Raw genomic sequence first — 16,391 nt, forward strand, 5'->3', positions numbered from 1 at the left:
GCATCGCGCCTGCCGTGCGGCAGCCGATCCGGGTATGATCGCGACGCCACCTGCGCACCGCTCGACGTTACCGCCGCCCCATCATGCCGTTCTCCGAATCCACCGACTCCACTGCTGCCGTCGCGGCCGCGCAACTGCCCGCCGATCTCGTCGCTTCCGCCGTTGACGCGCTCGCCCGCGCCGACGCGTTGCTCGTGACGGCCGGCGCGGGCATCGGCGTCGATTCCGGGCTGCCCGATTTCCGCGGTACGGACGGCTTCTGGCGCGCGTATCCGGCGCTGCGCCACGAGCGTTTCGAATTCCACGAGATCGCGTCGCCGCACGCGTTCCGTGCGCGTGCGCAGCTCGCGTGGGGGTTCTACGGACACCGTCTCGCGCTGTACCGCGCGACGGTGCCGCATGCGGGCTTCGCGATCCTGCGCCGCTGGATCGACGCGATGCCGAACGGCGGCTTCGTGCTGACGAGCAACGTCGACGGCCAGTTCCAGAAGGCCGGCTTCGATTCGGCGCGGATCGTCGAGATCCACGGCTCGATTCATGTGCTGCAGTGCCTGCGACCCTGTTCGGACGACACGTGGGACGCGGCGCCGTTCGTGCCGGACGTCGACGAAGCCACTTGCCGCCTCATCGGCGAAGCGCCGTGCTGTCCGCACTGCGGCGGCCTCGCGCGACCGAACATCCTGATGTTCGGCGACACCGGCTGGCTCGGTGCGCGCTACGACGCGCAGGAACGTGCGTTGCAGGACTGGATCGCGCGGGCCGGGCGCGTCGCTGTCGTCGAAATCGGCGCGGGCACCGCGATTCCGACCGTGCGCCTGCTGAGCGAACGGCTCGGCGCCGACGTGATCCGCATCAACGCGCGCGAAGCGCATGCGCACCGTGCGGATGTGATCGGGCTGAAGGGCGGCGCGCTGGCGACGCTGACCGCGCTCGATGCGGCCTGGCAGCGCGCGTGAACGTACCGGCGGCCGGGCGAACGGGCTTACGTCGTGCCCGCCGTCGTCGTTGCAGCGGCGCGGCGAATCCGCATACAGTTCAGCTAGCACCGCCCGTGCACGCGCCGCGTGTGCCGGGAAACGGGCATCGCCCCGGGCAACCGGGGGCCGGCGGCTGAGTCCAGCCGCATCATCGACCGGGAGCGCCCTTGTTCTATTCGATCGTCGCGATCTTCGTCGGCGCCGGGCTCGGCGCGTTACTGCGCTGGTTCCTGAGCCTCGCGCTCAACGAATTCTTTCCCGAGGTGCCGCTCGGCACGCTCGCCGCGAACCTGATCGGCGGCTACGTGATCGGCGTTGCCGCCGTCGTGTTCACGGCCCGCGTCGGGCTGCCGCCCGAGTGGCGGCTGTTCGTGATCACGGGCTTCCTCGGCGGCCTGACGACGTTCTCGACCTATTCGGTCGAAGTGATGACGCATGCGCTCGAGGGCCAATTGGGATGGGCGTTTGCGGTGGCTGCCCTACACTTGATGGGATCGTTCGCGCTGACGGCGCTCGGCATGTGGACCGCGCGCGCGTGGCTCGCGGCGGCCTGAGCGTGCCGCCATCGGAGGGTGCGATGGACAGGATCTTCTTGCGCTTCTATCTGCACGAGCAGCACCGGCTGCACTGGAAGCCGCTGTGGGAATGGCTGCTGGAGGAGGCGAACCGGATGGGTGTCGCGGGCGGTTCCGCGTTTCGCGCGATGGCCGGTTTCGGCCAGCATCGCGTGCTGCACGAGGATCGCTTCTTCGAACTGCAGGGTTCGCTCGCGATCGAGGTCGAATTCATCGTCACCGAGGACGAAGCGCAGAAGCTGCTCGAGCGGCTGTCGCACGAGAAGGTGCGCGTGTGCTACGCGATGATTCCGGCGCGCTTCGGCGTGATCGACACGCTCGGCGCACCGCCGGCGCAGGGGCCGGCGGCGTAGGGCCTGTTCCCGCTAATAACGGGCTTGCGAACGTACCTTGCCGGCTGGAGTGCAAGAAGCAAGGAGCGCCGTTTGGCCGAGCCAAACAAGCGACGCGCGACGCCGCAATACGGCCGGCAAGGCACGTTCCCCTGTTTGGAAAAAATCATTCGTGGGGCTGGCCCCCAGAAGGGCCGATCGCCGCGTCATGCTCCTTGCGAATACGTCGAGTATTCGCTTCGTCGCAGTCCTTGCGCTCGGCCCTTCTGGGGGCCAGCGCAAGCCCGTTATTAGCGGGAACAGGCCCTAGCGTCGTCAGATGCCGAACATCGTCAGCGACACGGCGGCGCGCGTGACGATCATCAGCAGCACCTGCACGATCACGAACAGCAGGATCGGCGACAGGTCGATGCCGCCGAGGTTCGGGATGACGCGGCGCAGCGGGTTCAGGAACGGCGCGGTGAGCTGGTAGAGGATCGGCATCGCCGGCGAGCGCGGGTTGAGCCACGACAGCAGCGCCATCAGGATCGTCATCCAGATCACGAGGTTGAGCGCCCACTTCACGACGGTGAGCAGTGCGACCACGACGAGCGTCGCGATCACCGCGGCCGGATCGAAGCCGGCCATCACGACCATCAGCACGACATAAACAAGCGCGGTGACCAGCGCGGCGACGACGCTGGCCCAGTCGATGCCGCGCACGCCCGGGATCACGCGGCGCATCGGCAGCACGAGCCAGTTGGTCGCCTGCAGTACGGCCTGCGTGACGGGGTTGTACGGCGGCACGCGGACGGCCTGCATCCAGACGCGCAGGATCAGCGCGGCGCCGAACAGCGTGAAGATGGTATTGAGCAGAAAACGGGCGATCTCGCCGAACATCGTTGGCATCCTTTTTTATACAGTCAGTAGCGCGCGGCCGCCAACGCCGGATGGCGGCGCATCGGCCGACACCTTATCACGCCTCGTCTCGCGGCGGGGAGGGGTGCGCGGCCGTGCGCGCGAGCGACGTTTCGACGGCCTCGGCGAGCGCTGGCAGCGACGCCGGCGGCGCGGCGCGTTTCGCCGCGAGCGCGACCGCGCGGCGCGTCATCAGCGCGTACAGCGTCGCGTGATCGCCGCCGCGCGCTTCGAGCAGCGCGAGCTGGCGTTCGACGATGCCCGTATCGCCGCGCGACACGGGCCCGGAGAGCGCGTTCGCGAGCCCCTTGTCGCGGGCGGTCTCGATCGTGCCGGCGAGCATCGGCAGCAAGGCGCGCAGCGCGGCTTCCTCGTCGAAACCGAGGCCGCGCCACAGCTCGACCGCTTCCGACAGCCCGCACAGCGCGAAGCTCGCCGCGTAGTGCGCGGCCGCGTGATAGAGCATCCGGCCGCCGGCCGGAATCGACAGCGGATGACAGCCGAGTGCGGCAGCTAGTCGCAGCAGCGTGGCATGCAGCGCGCCGTCGGCTTCGATCGTGACCGAGCAGCCGTCGATGCGGGCAAGGTCCGCGTCGGTGCCGCCGAACAGGTAGAGCGGATGGAAGCCGCCGGTGGCCGCGTGTTGCCGTTTCGCCGGATCGAGCAGCGCGACCGCCGACGCGCCGCTGCAATGGACGAGCGCCTGCCGCGCGGCGCGCGATGCGTCGAAGCGGAGTGCCGCGGCGGTCGACGCGAGATGATCGTCGGGCACCGTCAGGAAGATCAGGTCGGCCGCGTCGACGACCTGCTGCGGCGTATCGACCGCCTGGCAGCCATCGACGCGCGCGGCGAGGGCCGCGGCCGACGCGGGTGTGCGGCTCGCGACCGCGACGACGGGAAAGCCGGCCTGCGCGAAGCGCTGCGCGACACAGCGCGCGAGCCGGCCGGCGCCGATGAAGCCGAGGCGGGGTGTGTCGGGGAGGGACATGGCAGCGACGGAAGCGAAAACGGAGCAGCCGCCAGTATCGCAGGAATGGCCGCGAGGTCGACGGAGGTCGATTTCCGTGCAGACGTGCGTATTGCTTACCGGTATGTGACGCGATCCACCTGCGTCGTGGTGTCCGCCATCATCGTTGAGGCGCGATCTTGGAATCCGACCCCGAAATGCATCGTACGCGCGCTCCTCTTGAAATGTCGGCGTCTTGTCGCAAATTTGTAATCGTTCATTACGCCCGCGTGCCCGCCGCGCGGGCCGTATCCGGTAAGACTGACCGGCCATGGTGTGGCGACCCGACTCGTCGGACGGAATCGCTCGACCGGCAAGGATCGCGGCCTGCTCCGGAAGCCGTGCAGAGCGGCGGCTGCGGCCCCGTGCAATTGCAATTTGCAACAAATGTGCGATACGCGAGGGGCGGGTTTTCGCTACATTGCTTCCATGCGACGTGCACGCCCGCCGTTGCCGACAGGGGCGCAAAAAATACCGCTCCAGCAGGAGAATCGAAGTGAAAAAGCTCATTCCGTTCATCGCCGCCGCCGCGCTGGGCCTGGGTGCCGCAAGCGCTGCGCAAGCTCACGTGTCGATCGGGGTCGGCATCGGTATCCCGGTCGCACCGGCGTACCCCGTCTATGCACCGCCGCCGCCCGTGTACTACGCACCGCCGCCTCCGCCCGTGTATTACGCACCGGCGCCGGCCTACTATGCGCCGCCGCCTGCCGTGGTCGTCGGCGGTTACGGCGGCTACGGCGGTTACTACGGTCGTCCGTACTGGCGTCACGGCTACGGCGGCTGGGGCCATCACGGCTACTGGCGTCGCTGATCCGTCCCGCGCGGCCTGACCGCGCGTGGCAAAACGGCGCAACGTCCCGTCGAGGGGCGCTGCGCCGTTTTTCATTGGGGCCGCCGCCTGGTGCGCAGCCCGTGCGGGTCGCCTTCGATTACACGGCGTGCACGATCAGGTCGCGGTAGCCGCCGACGATCACGCTGTACGAGAAATACGCGAACAGCAGCGCCGACGCCACATGGCACGCGCGCATCAGCCCGGCGCCCGCGCGCTTGCGGCCCTGGCTCGCGAGCGTGCACATGAAGAGCGTCCACGCGAGGCCGCCGAGGAAAAAGCCCGACAGGAACACCGACGCCGTCGCCGGCGTGGTTGCGCCGGCTTTCGCGATCAGTGCGCCGCCGACCGCCGCGAACCACAGGATCGCGCTCGGCGAGGACATCGCGAGCAGCATCCCGCGCAGGAAACTGCGCCGTGCGCTTGCACGCGGCGGCTGCGCGTCGTCCGCATCGTCGTCAGCCACCTTGGGCGGGAACAGCGCTTCGCGCGCCATCTTCCACGTGAGGAACAGCAGCACGGCGCCACCGCCGATCCACACGATCCAGCGCACGGGCTCGAACTGCAGCAGCACGGCCATCCCCGCGAGCGCGAGCGCCGCGTAGACGAGATCGCCGACGCACGAGCCGACGCCGAGCCAGAAGCCCGGCCGGAAGCCGTGCGACAGCGTCAGCGACAGCATCGCGACGTTCACGAGGCCGATGTCGAGACACAGCGACAGCGACAGAAAGAAACCGTCGGACAGCATGGAGGCGGGCGGAAAGCTCATCTTCGTTGTTCTTGTGGTGGGTGCGAGGCACGGGCCGGCGGCTGCCGGCCGCATGGCTTCAGAGGCCTATCTCCTGCCACAGCCGGTCGACGCGTGCCTTCACGGCCGCATCCATCTCGATCGGGCGGCCCCATTCGCGGTTCGTTTCGCCCGGCCACTTGTTCGTCGCGTCGAGCCCCATCTTCGAGCCGAGACCGGCAACCGGCGATGCGAAGTCGAGATAGTCGATCGGCGTGCTGTCGACCATCACCGTGTCGCGCACGGGGTCGACGCGCGTCGTGATCGCCCAGATCACTTCCTTCCAGTCGCGGATGTTCACGTCCTCGTCGACGACCACGATGAACTTCGTGTACATGAACTGCCGCAGGAAGCTCCACACGCCGAACATCACGCGCTTCGCATGGCCCGCGTAGCTCTTCTTCATCTGGACGATGGCCATCCGGTAGCTGCAGCCTTCGGGCGGCAGGTAGAAGTCGGTGATCTCCGTGAACTGCTTTTGCAGCAGCGGCACGAACACCTCGTTGAGCGCGACGCCGAGCACCGCGGGCTCGTCGGGCGGTTTGCCCGTGTAGGTCGAGTGGTAGATCGCGTCGCGGCGCATCGTGATGCGCTCGACGGTGAACACCGGGAACCACTCCTGCTCGTTGTAATAGCCGGTGTGGTCGCCGTATGGGCCTTCGAGCGCGTGCTCGTACGCGGCGGACGCGTTGCCGGCCGGGCGCGGCGGTGCGCCGGCCGGAGCGGGGGCAGGGGCGCCGTCCTGCGGGTGGATGAAGCCTTCGAGCACGATCTCCGCGCGCGCGGGCACCTGCAGCGTGTCGACGCCGGGTGTCAGGCACTTCGCGAGCTCGGTGCGGCTGCCGCGCAGCAGGCCGGCGAACTGATACTCGGACAGCGAATCGGGCACGGGCGTCACCGCGCCGAGCGTCGTGGCCGGATCGGCGCCGAGCACGACCGCGACCGGATACGGCTTGCCGGGGTTCTGCAGCGCGAATTCGCGGAAGTCGAGCGCGCCGCCGCGATGCGCGAGCCAGCGCATGATCAGCTTGTTGCGGCCGATCAGCTGCTGGCGGTAGATGCCGAGGTTCTGGCGCGTCTTGTTCGGCCCGCGCGTGACCGTCAGGCCCCACGTGACGAGCGGCCCCGCATCGCCGGGCCAGCAGGTCTGGATCGGCAGCTTGTGCAGGTCGACGTCGGCGCCTTCCCAGACGATCTCCTGGCACGGCGGCGACGATACCGATTTCGGCGCCATGTCCCACACGGCCTTCGCGAGCGACAACAGCTTGCCGGCGTCCTTCAGGCTCTTCGGCGGGTCGGGCTCCTTCAGCGCGGACAGCAGGCGCCCGAGATCGCGCAGCGAACCCAGCGCGGCGTCGTCGCCCGCATCGACGCCCATCCCGAGCGCGACGCGGCGCGGCGTGCCGAACAGGTTGCCGAGCACGGGGAACGCATTGCCGGGCGGCGCATTGAACAGCAGCGCAGGGCCGCCGGCGCGCAGCACGCGGTCGCACAGCTCGGTCATTTCGAGCACGGGCGACACGGGTTGCGTGACGCGCCGCAGTTCGCCAAGTGCCTCGAGGCGCTGGATGAAATCGCGTAAGTCTTTGTATTTCATGAAGAAGGTCCGGGCGGCCCGTTTGATGGGCCGCGATGGGTGGGCGCAGCGGCCGGCTGCGGCCCCGAATCGACCGACGATTTTACCCGGGCCGCCGCGCGGGCGCCCGGCGGAGAAAAAAGTCGACCGCGCGCAAACCCCCTACGGCACGGGGCCTCCGATCTGAAGAGTGGTTTTAAATTACTTTTTGTTATAATTTCAAGGTTTTATAGTGTTGACGATCTATAAAACCCTGCTAGAATCCGCTCACATTGGTTGCAGGGTAAAAGGCTTCGAGCCACCAATCACCGATCTTTGACGCAGCGCGTCACCGTCCGCCGAACCCTGCACGGCGTATCCGACGGCTTTAGTCGTAGTCCCAGCCAGCGCTACCAGACGCTGGTTTTTTGCGTGGGTGCCACCGCGTATGCCCGCCTCGCCCATTGTGCGAAGGTGTCGGCCCTCTTACACCGTGGCCTCGAACGGTACTTATACCGTTTCTCCGATGCTTGCACGTCCCAACCAAGGCGTGCGGCGTCGTGATTCCGCGGCGCGTATTCTGTCTCGCCATCGAGCTGAGCGAGCCGCACGAGTCATGTTCATGGGAGATGATCTGAATGAACGCTTGGTTATCGTGGCGTCCCAACGAGCAGCATGCGCAAATCGTGCGCAACATGCTGCGTCGCGGGACGCGAGTCAGTCACCATCTATTCAGCGTTGTCGGCTGTTTCGCTGTTGCGGTTGCGCTTGCCCTGTGGCTGCTGCCAACCGTGCGCGGCACGCTCGCCGCAAAGCTGATGCCGGTCGTATCCGCGGCCGTGCAGGCCGGGCCAGCCCGTCTGTTGTCCGGCCACCCGCTGCCGAACTTCGCGCCTGCCGGCGCGCAGCCGCAGCAGGAAGACAGTCCTGAAACGGACACGCTTGCGGTCGGCCTCGATGTCGCACCGGAAGCCGCCGCGCAGGGCGATGCGTCCGATCCGGCCCGCAACGGCCCGTCGCCCGTCGCGCTTGCAAAACTGATCCCGACCCAGCGGGTGCCGGCCGATGCGCGCGACGATCGTGCGCTTGCGTCGAACCGCGAACAGGCGCTCGTCGCGACCTATCTGTCGCGCCGCTACCGCATTGCGCAGGAGCCGCTCGGTCAGCTCGTCAAGGCCGCGTTCCAGACCGGCCGTGACGTCGGCCTCGATCCGCTGCTGCTGCTGTCCGTGATGGCGATCGAGTCGGGCTTCAACCCGTACGCCGAAAGCGGCGTCGGCGCGAAGGGCCTGATGCAGGTGATGTCGAAGGTCCACTCCGACAAGTTCGAGTATTTCGGTGGCACCGACACCGCACTGCAACCGCTCGCGAATCTGCAGGTCGGTGCGCTCGTGCTGAAGGACTGCATCGCGCGCGGCGGCTCGCTCGCGAACGGCCTGCGCCTGTACAACGGGTCGACGAACCCCGACGACACCGCGTACGGCTCGAAGGTGATGGCCGAGCGCGGCCGGCTGCGCGACGTGTCGCACGGCCGCAGCGTGCCGGTCAACGCGCCGCAGGCGCCGGCTCAGCCGGCGAAGCCGATCGTGACGGCTGCGGCCGTGACGGCAGGCGGCGCGAAGCGCGTGCACGCAACGCTCGACTCCGCTACGTCGGTGAAGGCCGCGCCGAAGGAAACGTCGCCGCAGGACGACGCGAGCGTCGACACCGCGAAGCAGTCGCACGACCATTCGGAGCTCGGCGCGTAACATCACGCGTCCCGCGCGGTTCCGGCCGGCATGAAATAAAAAGGCACCCGAGATCGGGTGCCTTTTTCTTTATGCGATGCGGGAAACGGCCGGCGTGCCGGCCGCGGCGTCAGCGCTGCCCGAACAGCGTCGCGAGCCGTTCGACCGCCTCTTCGAGCCGCGAGTAGGCCGTCGCATAGGACAGGCGGATATAGTCGTGCGGCGCATGGACACCGAAGTCCATGCCGGGCACCAGCACGACACCCGCGTCGTGCAACATCGCCTGCGTGAGCGCGGCGCTGTCGCCGGCCGCCGGGTGGGCGACGCCGCCGCAATGCGCATACACGTAGAACGCGCCGTCCGGCATCACGGGCACCGTGAAGCCGAGCCGTTCGAGTGCCGGCGCGATGAAGTCGCGCCGGCGCTTGAATTCGAGCCGGCGTGCTTCGTAGATGTGGAGCGCGGCCGGCTCGAAGCACGCGAGCGCCGCGTGCTGCGCGAGTGCGGACGGGCAGATGAACAGGTTCTGCGACAGCTTCTCGAACGTGCCGACCAGCGCGGGCGGCACGACGAGCCAGCCGAGCCGCCAGCCCGTCATGCTGAAATACTTCGAGAAGCTGTTCACGGTGATGACGTCGTCGCCGAACGACAGCGCCGACACCGGCGCCGCGTCGTAGCTGAGCCCCTGGTAGATCTCATCGACGATCGTGAAGCCGCCGCGCGCACGCACGGCTTCGACGATCAGCTTCAGTTCGTCCGGTTCGAGCGACGTGCCGGTCGGGTTCGACGGCGACGCGAGCAGCACACCGCGCGTGCGCTCGCCCCAGCGCGTGCGGACGTCGTCCTCGGTGAGCTGGAAGCGTGCGTCCGGGCCGCTCGGCACGAGCACCGCGCGGCCTTCGGCCGCCGCGACGAAGTGCCGGTTGCACGGATACGACGGGTCGGGCATCAGCACCTCGTCGTCGCGGCCGACGAGCGCGAGGCACGCGAGCAGCAGCGCGGCCGACGCGCCGGCCGTCACGACGATCCGTTCGGGGCTGATCGTGAGGCCGTATGCGCGCAGATAGTGCGCGGCGATCGCCTCGCGCAGCGGCGCAATGCCGAGCGCGCTCGTGTATTGCGTGACGCCGCGGCGCAGCGCGGCGGCGGCAGCTTCGACGACGGGCTCCGGCGCGGTGAAATCCGGCTCGCCGATGCCCATGTGGATAACGTCGCGCCCGGAGGACTCGAGCCGCTGTGCCTCCTTCATCAGTTCCATCACGTAGAAGGGCTGGATCGCGTCGACGCGTGCGGCGAGCGTGACGAGCGAATCGGCGGTGGTATTCATCGGTCGGGCGGGGCGGGGAGGGAGAATGAAAAACGGGCGCTTGCGCGCCCGTGGACTAACGGTGTCAGCCGTTGCGGCGCGCCTGCGTTTCCGCGGGGCGCAGCTTCGCGGCGAGCTTGTCGAGCACGCCGTTTACATATTTGTAGCCATCGGAGCCGCCGAACGTCTTCGCGAGTTCGACAGCTTCGTTGATGATCACGCGATACGGCGTTTCGACGTGGTGCGTGAGCTCGAACGTCGCGATCAGCAGCACGGCGCGTTCGACCGGCGACAGCTGTTCGATCGGACGGTCCAGCGACGGCGTCAGCGCTTCGACGAGCGATGCCTGCTCGCGGATCACGCCGTGCAGGATTGCTTCGAGCAGATCCTTGTCAGCCTTGTCGTAACCGAGTGCGCCGCGCAGCTGCGCGTCGATCTCGCCGGGGGCCGCGTTCGACAGCAGCCATTGGTACAGGCCCTGCGTCGCCAGCTCGCGCGATTGTCGGCGGGCGCTCTTCTTCATGCGCGCTCCTCTTCGTCGTCTTCGTCTTCTTCTTCGTCCTCGTCGTCGTCGCCGAGCTGGTCGAGCGCCATCGTCAGGTTGGCCATCTCGACAGCGACGCGCGCGGCGTCACGACCCTTTTCGGTCATGCGCGCGACGGCCTGCTCGTCGTTTTCGGTCGTCAGGACCGCGTTCGCGATCGGCAGGTTGAAATCGAGGCCGATGCGGGTGATGCCCGCGCCGCTTTCGTTCGACACGAGTTCGAAGTGGTAGGTCTCGCCGCGGATCACCGCGCCGAGCGCGATCAGCGCGTCGAACTGGCCGCTTTCCGCGAGCTTCTGCAGCGCGAGCGGGATTTCCAGCGCGCCGGGGACCGACACGAGCAGCACGTCTTCACCGGTGACGCCGAGGCGCTCCAGTTCTTCTACGCACGCGTCGGCGAGGCCGTTGCACACGGGCTCGTTGAAGCGCGATTGCACGATGCCGATACGCAGGCCGTCGCCTTCGAGATTCGGTTGGTATTGTCCGATTTCCATGATCTTGTCCGTGGTGTGGATGAGCGGTTATAGGGCGAAAGCGTCGTGGCGGGTTACGCGTTGGACGCCGGGCAGGACTTGGCTTCGCCGCCGGGCATCGGAATGAAGCCCGTGACTTCGAGGCCGTAGCCGGACATGCTGCCCAGCTTGCGCGGATTCGACAGCACCTGCATCTTGCCGACGCCGACATCGCGCAGGATCTGCGCGCCGATGCCGAACGTCTTGAAATCGACCGGCCGGCGCTTGAGCGCAGCGGCCTTTTCTTCCTCGTCGAACGCCTTGAAGACGTCGATCAGGTGTTCCTTCGTATCGCCGCAGTTGAGCAGCACGATCACGCCGAGGTCGCGTTCCGCGATGTCGCGCATCGCGGCGTCGAGCGTCCACGAGTGCGTCGATATGCCCGTTTCGAGCAGGTCGAGCACCGACAGCGGCTCGTGCACGCGCACGGGCGTATCGATGTCGGGCGACGGCGCGCCGCGTACCAGCGCGATGTGCGGCGAGCCGCTCGGCTGGTCGCGGTACAGCACCGCGCGGAACGTGCCGTGCGCGGTCTGCATCGTGCGCTCGGCGATCCGCTCGATGATCGATTCGGTGCGGCTGCGATACTGGATCAGGTCGGCGATCGTGCCGATCTTCAGATCGTGTTCCTTCGCGAATTCGATCAGGTCGGGCAGGCGCGCCATCGTGCCGTCGTCCTTGATGATCTCGCAGATCACCGCGGCCGGCGTGAGGCCGGCGAGCGCGGTGAAGTCGCAGCCGGCTTCGGTGTGACCCGCGCGAACGAGCACGCCGCCCGGCTGCGCCATGATCGGGAACACGTGGCCCGGCTGCACGATGTGCTCGGGGCGCACGTCGTGCGCGACCGCCGTGGCGATCGTGTGCGCGCGGTCGGCGGCCGAGATGCCGGTCGTCACGCCTTCGGCCGCTTCGATGCTGACCGTGAACGCGGTGCCGTATTGCGTGCCGTTGCGGTAGGTCATCAGCGGCAGGTGCAGCTGCTTGCAGCGTTCCTGCGTCAACGTCAGACAAACCAGGCCGCGGCCGTACCGGGCCATGAAGTTGATCGCTTCCGGTGTGACGAATTCGGCGGCGATCACGAGGTCGCCTTCGTTTTCGCGGTCTTCTTCGTCGACCAGGATCACCATCCGGCCGGCTTTCAGCTCGGCGATGATGTCGAGCGTGGAGGCGAGCGTCATAAGGGGGCGAGAAAGAGGAAAGTGCGTATTTTACGCCAGCCGGACGGCGTTTCGGCTGGCACGGGTCGCGCACGGCAGGCAAGCGCTCCGGAAAGCGCTGCGGCCGGCCTGCGCGGCAGGCCCGGCCGGGCCACGGCGGGTTGCCTCCGCGTGGGCGCGGACGGTTGCGGGCCGGGCTTTGCCCGGCCGCGCGTCAGCGTCATGCGTGCTCGTTGCGCCCGCCGAGGTAGTCGAGCTTGCCGAGCTCGACGCCGCTGTGGCGCAGGATGTCGTACGCGGTCGTCACGTGGAAGAAGAAATTGGGCAGCACGAAGTGCAGCAGGTACGACTGCCCGGTGAATTCGATCGGGCCGACGCGCATCTTCAGCACGATCTGGCGCGCTTCGCTGCCGTCGATCTGCGCGGCATCGAAGCTGTTCAGATAGTCGATCGTCTTCTGGATGCGCGCGTGCAGTTCGTCGAAGGTCTGCTCGACATCCGGGTAGCTCGGGATCTCGGCGCCGGCGAGCCGCGCGGCGCAGCCCTTGGCCGTGTCGGTCGCGATGTAGACCTGGCGGACGAGCGGCAGCATGTCCGGGTAGAGGCGGGCGCCGATGAACACCGACGGATCGATCTGCTTCTCGGCCGCGTGCGCCTGCGCCTTGCCGAGGATGTGCTGCAGGTTGGTCAGGCCACGGATCAGCACGGGCAGCGAAGCCTGGTACATCGAGATGGACATGGGGACGACTCCTTGAGGATGAGGGCGATCGGTGCGCGGCGCGCCGTGCGTTGCGGCGTTGAATCCGCTGTCGATGCATCTTAGCGCGGCGGCATGACCCGTGCGCGTCGCTGGCCATTCGGCCAGGTGTCGGGTCGCCGATCGGCAGGCGGGCGCGATACGGTTCGTCCTGCTTGCGCGGGAACGATGCCGGCCCTCGCCGGCGTTGCGCGTCGGAGCGAAAAAGGTCGTATCATGAAACACGAAACACGAAATATGAAGCAACGGAGACCCGCATGATCGAACTCGACAGCGGCGCGTCGGCCGTACTGGCCCGGCTGGCGTCCTTCGGCCAGGACAACGACGCGCGGATGGACGACCGCAGCCGCAAGATGCTCAATCTCGAGCCGCCCACGGCCGAGCTGCTGTACCTGCTCGTCACCGGCGCGCGGCGTCGGCGCGTGCTCGAGATCGGCACGTCCAACGGTTACAGCGCGATCTGGCTCGCGCATGCGCTGCGCGAAACGGACGGGCAGCCGCTCGTCACCGTCGAGTTTTCGCCTGACAAGGCCGAGCAGGCGAGGGCCAACCTGCGCGCGGCGTCGCTGCAGGACTGGGCGCAAGTGATCGAAGGCGAGGCGACGCAGGTCTGCGCGGCCGTGACCGGCCCGTTCGACTGCGTATTCTTCGATGCGGACCGCGTGAGCGCGCCGCAGCAGCTCGCGCACCTGTTGCCGAAACTGACGCCCGACGCGCTGCTCGTCGCGGACAACGCGCTGTCCCATCCGGACGAGATCGCCGGCTATCTCGCCGCGGTCGATGCGTCGCGGCAGTTCGACACGACGATCGTGCCGGTCGGCAAGGGGCTCCACATCGCACGTCGTCGGAGGTCCGCATGACGCGCGCCATGCTCGAACGCACGACACTGGGGCGCGACGCATATGGGGCGATCAGGGAGATGCTGGTCGACGAAGCGCGCTTCGCGGCGGGCGAGAAGATCAGCATCGAAGCGTTGTCGCGCGATCTCGGCATCAGCCGCTCGCCCGTGTGGGCAGCAGTGTCGCGCCTGGAGGCCGAGGGGCTGCTGCAGGTCGTGCCGCGCCAGGGGGTCTTCGTCATCGCCTTCGACCGCGCGCGGATCGTCGCCATCTTCGAGGCGCGCGAGGCGCTCGAAGGCATGGCCGCGCGTCTGGCGGCGCAGCGCGTGACGCCCGACGATCACGCGGCGCTGGATGAAGCGCTGTCGCGACAGGCGCGCGCGGTCGCGACGCACGACGGCGACGCGTACCGCATCGCCAACCTCGACTTCCACCACGGGTTGCTCGCGACGGCGCGCAATACGACGATCGAGACGTCGCTCAGGGCGCTGTATGCGCAGGTGCAGACGATGTGTGCCGGCGGTGCGAGCCCGATGGACGATTGGGAGCGACTGGGCGGGAATGTTGCCGAACATCGGCAGGTGTTCGACATGATCGCGAAGCGCGACGCGGATGCCGCGGAGCGCGCGGCACGCGAGCATGTCCGGCAGTTGCTCGCGACGATTCTGGCGCGTGCGGGGGACGAGGGTGTGGCTGACTGATTGCCTGCGGAATGCCGGCGGGCGACGGCAAGCAGGATGAAGGAAAGCGGCGGCAGTCAGGGCCCGGTCATCGGGTCGCTAACCGCCGTTTCGGCGAGCGCCGGCGCGATCAGTCCTGATGGGCGCCTTGCGACGTCGACAGCATCCGCTCCACATACCGCGCAATCATGTCGACTTCGAGGTTGACCTTGTCGCCGGTCTTCACGTGGCGCAGCGTCGTGACTTCGACCGTATGCGGAATCAGGTTGATCGAGAATTCGCAGCCGTCCGCGCGATCGTCGATCGTGTTGACGGTCAGGCTCACGCCGTTGACCGTGATCGACCCCTTGTACGCGAGATAGCGGCCGAGCTCGCGCGGCGCGACGATCCGCAGTTCGTGCGACTCGCCGACCGGCGCGAAGCGCGACACGGTGCCGAGGCCGTCGACGTGGCCCGACACGATGTGCCCGCCGAGGCGGTCGTGCGCGCGCAGCGCCTTCTCGAGGTTCACGTCACCGGGTTCGGCGAGACCGACCGTGCGGTTCAGGCTTTCGCGCGACACGTCGACGTCGAACGCGGTGTCGGTCTTTTCGATCACCGTCATGCACGCGCCCTGGATCGCGATGCTGTCGCCCAGCGCGACATCGGCGAGGTCGAGCTCACCGGCCAGCACGGTCAGGCGCACGCCGGCATCGGCCGACGTGCCGAGCGGCTGGATCGATTCGATGCGGCCGACAGCCGCGACAATTCCGGTGAACATCGTGACGATTCCGTTCAATGAGACGCGTCGGGCGGCGCGAAGCGCGCCAGGATCCGCAGATCGTCGCCGATCCGCTCGATCCCGTGAAACGACAGTCGCGTGCGTGCGTCGAGACTCGCCGGCGCGGCGAGGTCGAACATGCCGGCCGCGTCGGCGCCCAGCAGGCTCGGCGCGAGATAGACGAGCAATTCGTCGACGCACTGTTCGCGCAGCAGGGACCCGTTCAGCTTGTGGCCGGCCTCGACATGCAACTCGTTGACGCCGCGTGCGCCGAGCGTCGACAGCATCGCGGGCAGGTCGACCTTGCCGTGCGCATTCACGAGCGGCACGATTTCCGCGCCGCGCGCCCTCAGCACGTTCGCGCGCGCTTCGACGCTGGCGTCGAGCTGGCCGCAGAAGATCAGCAGCGGCGCGCCTTCGAGCAGCCGCGCGTCGAGCGGCAGGTCGAGGCGGCTGTCGACCAGCACGCGCTGCGGCTGGCGCGGCGTGTCGATGTCGCGCACGGTCAGGAGCGGGTTGTCCTCGCGCACGGTGCCGATGCCGGTGAGGATCGCGCAGGCGCGCGCGCGCCACGCGTGTCCGTCGAGGCGCGCGGCCTCGCCGGTGATCCACTGGCTTTCGCCGGACGGCAGCGCGGTGCGGCCGTCGAGCGACGCGGCGGTCTTCATCCGCACCCACGGGCGACCGCGCGTCATCCGCGACACGAAGCCGATGTTCAGCTCGCCGGCTTCATGCGCGAGCAGTTCGCAGCGCACGTCGATGCCCGCGTCGCGCAACATGCCGAGGCCGCGCCCCGACACCTGCGGATTCGGGTCTTCCATCGCCGCGACGACCTTCGCGACGCGCGCTTCGATCAGCGCGTTCGCGCACGGCGGCGTGCGGCCGAAATGGCTGCACGGCTCGAGCGTCACGTAGACGGTCGAGCCCGCGACATCGTGGCCACGCGAGCGCGCGTCCTTCAGCGCCTGCACTTCCGCGTGATCCTGGCCGGCCGGCTGCGTGAAGCCTTCGCCGATCACGTCGCCGTCCTTGACGATCACGCAGCCGACGCGCGGGTTCGGCGCCGTCGTGTACATGCCGCGCGCGGCGAGCGCGAGCGCACGCTGCATGTGGGCGAAATCGGTATCCGAGAACATGCGCGCGGACCCGGG

At 68.1% G+C, this 16,391-nt stretch carries 18 protein-coding genes; 7 read left to right on the forward strand and 11 right to left on the reverse strand.

The annotated features are described in order from the left end of the window. Positions 1 to 83: 83 nt before the first annotated feature. The 3 genes from ACN22W_RS04720 (at position 84) to ACN22W_RS04730 (ending at position 1,905) form a co-directional block, all read left to right on the forward strand. On the forward strand, positions 84 to 956 hold the full coding sequence (locus ACN22W_RS04720; protein WP_419686529.1) for an SIR2 family NAD-dependent protein deacylase: 873 nt from the start codon (positions 84 to 86) through the stop codon (positions 954 to 956). Between the two features lie 188 nt (positions 957 to 1,144). Beyond that, positions 1,145 to 1,531, forward strand: coding sequence for a fluoride efflux transporter CrcB (crcB, locus tag ACN22W_RS04725; RefSeq protein ID WP_129513924.1), 387 nt, complete (start codon positions 1,145 to 1,147; stop codon positions 1,529 to 1,531). A gap of 23 nt (positions 1,532 to 1,554) precedes the next feature. Continuing rightward, positions 1,555 to 1,905: a DUF190 domain-containing protein gene (locus ACN22W_RS04730; RefSeq protein WP_048243157.1), complete on the forward strand. Its 351-nt coding sequence runs from the start codon at positions 1,555 to 1,557 to the stop codon at positions 1,903 to 1,905. Between the two features lie 294 nt (positions 1,906 to 2,199). Here the strand turns inward: ACN22W_RS04730 and ACN22W_RS04735 are convergent, their stop codons facing one another. Beyond that, positions 2,200 to 2,763, reverse strand: a complete 564-nt coding sequence (locus ACN22W_RS04735) for a YggT family protein (protein WP_343495143.1) — start codon at positions 2,761 to 2,763, stop codon at positions 2,200 to 2,202. A gap of 76 nt (positions 2,764 to 2,839) precedes the next feature. Then, complete coding sequence (locus ACN22W_RS04740) at positions 2,840 to 3,769, reverse strand: Rossmann-like and DUF2520 domain-containing protein (RefSeq protein ID WP_419686531.1); 930 nt, start codon at positions 3,767 to 3,769, stop codon at positions 2,840 to 2,842. Between the two features lie 514 nt (positions 3,770 to 4,283). Between ACN22W_RS04740 and ACN22W_RS04745 the strand changes: the two genes are divergently transcribed. Next, on the forward strand, positions 4,284 to 4,598 hold the full coding sequence (locus ACN22W_RS04745) for a hypothetical protein (protein ID WP_047900032.1): 315 nt from the start codon (positions 4,284 to 4,286) through the stop codon (positions 4,596 to 4,598). Positions 4,599 to 4,716: 118 nt separating this feature from the next. Here the strand turns inward: ACN22W_RS04745 and ACN22W_RS04750 are convergent, their stop codons facing one another. Both ACN22W_RS04750 and ACN22W_RS04755 read right to left on the reverse strand, forming a co-directional pair. Beyond that, the gene (locus ACN22W_RS04750) at positions 4,717 to 5,385 is read right to left on the reverse strand and encodes a LysE family translocator (RefSeq protein WP_193097814.1); all 669 of its coding nucleotides are present in this window, start codon (positions 5,383 to 5,385) and stop codon (positions 4,717 to 4,719) included. Positions 5,386 to 5,443: 58 nt separating this feature from the next. Next, a complete protein-coding gene (locus ACN22W_RS04755) occupies positions 5,444 to 7,000 on the reverse strand; it encodes a UbiD family decarboxylase (RefSeq protein WP_129513929.1) in 1,557 nt (518 codons plus the stop codon). A 596-nt stretch (positions 7,001 to 7,596) separates the two neighbouring features. Between ACN22W_RS04755 and ACN22W_RS04760 the strand changes: the two genes are divergently transcribed. Continuing rightward, complete coding sequence (locus ACN22W_RS04760; protein ID WP_129513930.1) at positions 7,597 to 8,706, forward strand: lytic transglycosylase domain-containing protein; 1,110 nt, start codon at positions 7,597 to 7,599, stop codon at positions 8,704 to 8,706. Between the two features lie 109 nt (positions 8,707 to 8,815). Here ACN22W_RS04760 and ACN22W_RS04765 read toward each other — a convergent pair whose 3' ends face one another. The 5 genes from ACN22W_RS04765 to ACN22W_RS04785 form a co-directional block, all read right to left on the reverse strand. Continuing rightward, the gene (locus tag ACN22W_RS04765; RefSeq protein ID WP_419686532.1) at positions 8,816 to 10,012 is read right to left on the reverse strand and encodes a pyridoxal phosphate-dependent aminotransferase; all 1,197 of its coding nucleotides are present in this window, start codon (positions 10,010 to 10,012) and stop codon (positions 8,816 to 8,818) included. Positions 10,013 to 10,076: 64 nt separating this feature from the next. Continuing rightward, complete coding sequence (nusB, locus tag ACN22W_RS04770) at positions 10,077 to 10,514, reverse strand: transcription antitermination factor NusB (RefSeq protein ID WP_129513932.1); 438 nt, start codon at positions 10,512 to 10,514, stop codon at positions 10,077 to 10,079. Continuing rightward, complete coding sequence (gene ribH / locus ACN22W_RS04775) at positions 10,511 to 11,029, reverse strand: 6,7-dimethyl-8-ribityllumazine synthase (protein ID WP_011351235.1); 519 nt, start codon at positions 11,027 to 11,029, stop codon at positions 10,511 to 10,513. The genes nusB and ribH overlap by 4 nt, the downstream gene beginning before the upstream one ends. 53 nt (positions 11,030 to 11,082) lie before the next feature. After that, complete coding sequence (gene ribBA, locus ACN22W_RS04780; protein WP_129513933.1) at positions 11,083 to 12,225, reverse strand: bifunctional 3,4-dihydroxy-2-butanone-4-phosphate synthase/GTP cyclohydrolase II; 1,143 nt, start codon at positions 12,223 to 12,225, stop codon at positions 11,083 to 11,085. A 199-nt stretch (positions 12,226 to 12,424) separates the two neighbouring features. After that, the gene (locus ACN22W_RS04785; RefSeq protein ID WP_412022310.1) at positions 12,425 to 12,943 is read right to left on the reverse strand and encodes a DUF1993 domain-containing protein; all 519 of its coding nucleotides are present in this window, start codon (positions 12,941 to 12,943) and stop codon (positions 12,425 to 12,427) included. Between the two features lie 275 nt (positions 12,944 to 13,218). Between ACN22W_RS04785 and ACN22W_RS04790 the strand changes: the two genes are divergently transcribed. Both ACN22W_RS04790 and ACN22W_RS04795 read left to right on the forward strand, forming a co-directional pair. Beyond that, positions 13,219 to 13,821 carry an O-methyltransferase gene (locus tag ACN22W_RS04790; RefSeq protein ID WP_419686534.1) on the forward strand — a complete coding sequence of 201 codons (603 nt, stop codon included), beginning with the start codon at positions 13,219 to 13,221 and terminating at the stop codon, positions 13,819 to 13,821. Then, on the forward strand, positions 13,818 to 14,501 hold the full coding sequence (locus tag ACN22W_RS04795; protein WP_419686536.1) for a GntR family transcriptional regulator: 684 nt from the start codon (positions 13,818 to 13,820) through the stop codon (positions 14,499 to 14,501). The genes ACN22W_RS04790 and ACN22W_RS04795 overlap by 4 nt, the downstream gene beginning before the upstream one ends. A 109-nt stretch (positions 14,502 to 14,610) precedes the next feature. Here the strand turns inward: ACN22W_RS04795 and ACN22W_RS04800 are convergent, their stop codons facing one another. Both ACN22W_RS04800 and ribD read right to left on the reverse strand, forming a co-directional pair. Next, on the reverse strand, positions 14,611 to 15,240 hold the full coding sequence (locus ACN22W_RS04800) for a riboflavin synthase (RefSeq protein WP_419686538.1): 630 nt from the start codon (positions 15,238 to 15,240) through the stop codon (positions 14,611 to 14,613). Positions 15,241 to 15,254: 14 nt separating this feature from the next. Continuing rightward, the gene (gene ribD / locus ACN22W_RS04805; protein WP_419686540.1) at positions 15,255 to 16,376 is read right to left on the reverse strand and encodes a bifunctional diaminohydroxyphosphoribosylaminopyrimidine deaminase/5-amino-6-(5-phosphoribosylamino)uracil reductase RibD; all 1,122 of its coding nucleotides are present in this window, start codon (positions 16,374 to 16,376) and stop codon (positions 15,255 to 15,257) included. Between the last annotated feature and the right edge of the window lie 15 nt (positions 16,377 to 16,391).

It is taken from the genome of Burkholderia theae (genome assembly GCF_048565265.1).
Lineage (GTDB): Bacteria > Pseudomonadota > Gammaproteobacteria > Burkholderiales > Burkholderiaceae > Burkholderia > Burkholderia theae.

Bases quoted from the DNA above. Each gene is read 5' to 3' on its own strand.
- ACN22W_RS04720 (WP_419686529.1), top strand. From the start codon at position 84: ATGCCGTTCTCCGAATCCACCGACTCCACTGCTGCCGTCGCGGCCGCG.
- ACN22W_RS04730 (WP_048243157.1), top strand. From the start codon at position 1,555: ATGGACAGGATCTTCTTGCGCTTCTATCTGCACGAGCAGCACCGGCTG.
- ACN22W_RS04735 (WP_343495143.1), bottom strand. From the start codon at position 2,763: ATGTTCGGCGAGATCGCCCGTTTTCTGCTCAATACCATCTTCACGCTG.
- ACN22W_RS04740 (WP_419686531.1), bottom strand. From the start codon at position 3,769: ATGTCCCTCCCCGACACACCCCGCCTCGGCTTCATCGGCGCCGGCCGG.
- ACN22W_RS04750 (WP_193097814.1), bottom strand. From the start codon at position 5,385: ATGAGCTTTCCGCCCGCCTCCATGCTGTCCGACGGTTTCTTTCTGTCG.
- ACN22W_RS04755 (WP_129513929.1), bottom strand. From the start codon at position 7,000: ATGAAATACAAAGACTTACGCGATTTCATCCAGCGCCTCGAGGCACTT.
- ACN22W_RS04760 (WP_129513930.1), top strand. From the start codon at position 7,597: ATGAACGCTTGGTTATCGTGGCGTCCCAACGAGCAGCATGCGCAAATC.
- ACN22W_RS04765 (WP_419686532.1), bottom strand. From the start codon at position 10,012: ATGAATACCACCGCCGATTCGCTCGTCACGCTCGCCGCACGCGTCGAC.
- nusB (WP_129513932.1), bottom strand. From the start codon at position 10,514: ATGAAGAAGAGCGCCCGCCGACAATCGCGCGAGCTGGCGACGCAGGGC.
- ribH (WP_011351235.1), bottom strand. From the start codon at position 11,029: ATGGAAATCGGACAATACCAACCGAATCTCGAAGGCGACGGCCTGCGT.
- ribBA (WP_129513933.1), bottom strand. From the start codon at position 12,225: ATGACGCTCGCCTCCACGCTCGACATCATCGCCGAGCTGAAAGCCGGC.
- ACN22W_RS04785 (WP_412022310.1), bottom strand. From the start codon at position 12,943: ATGTCCATCTCGATGTACCAGGCTTCGCTGCCCGTGCTGATCCGTGGC.
- ACN22W_RS04790 (WP_419686534.1), top strand. From the start codon at position 13,219: ATGATCGAACTCGACAGCGGCGCGTCGGCCGTACTGGCCCGGCTGGCG.
- ACN22W_RS04795 (WP_419686536.1), top strand. From the start codon at position 13,818: ATGACGCGCGCCATGCTCGAACGCACGACACTGGGGCGCGACGCATAT.
- ACN22W_RS04800 (WP_419686538.1), bottom strand. From the start codon at position 15,240: ATGTTCACCGGAATTGTCGCGGCTGTCGGCCGCATCGAATCGATCCAG.
- ribD (WP_419686540.1), bottom strand. From the start codon at position 16,376: ATGTTCTCGGATACCGATTTCGCCCACATGCAGCGTGCGCTCGCGCTC.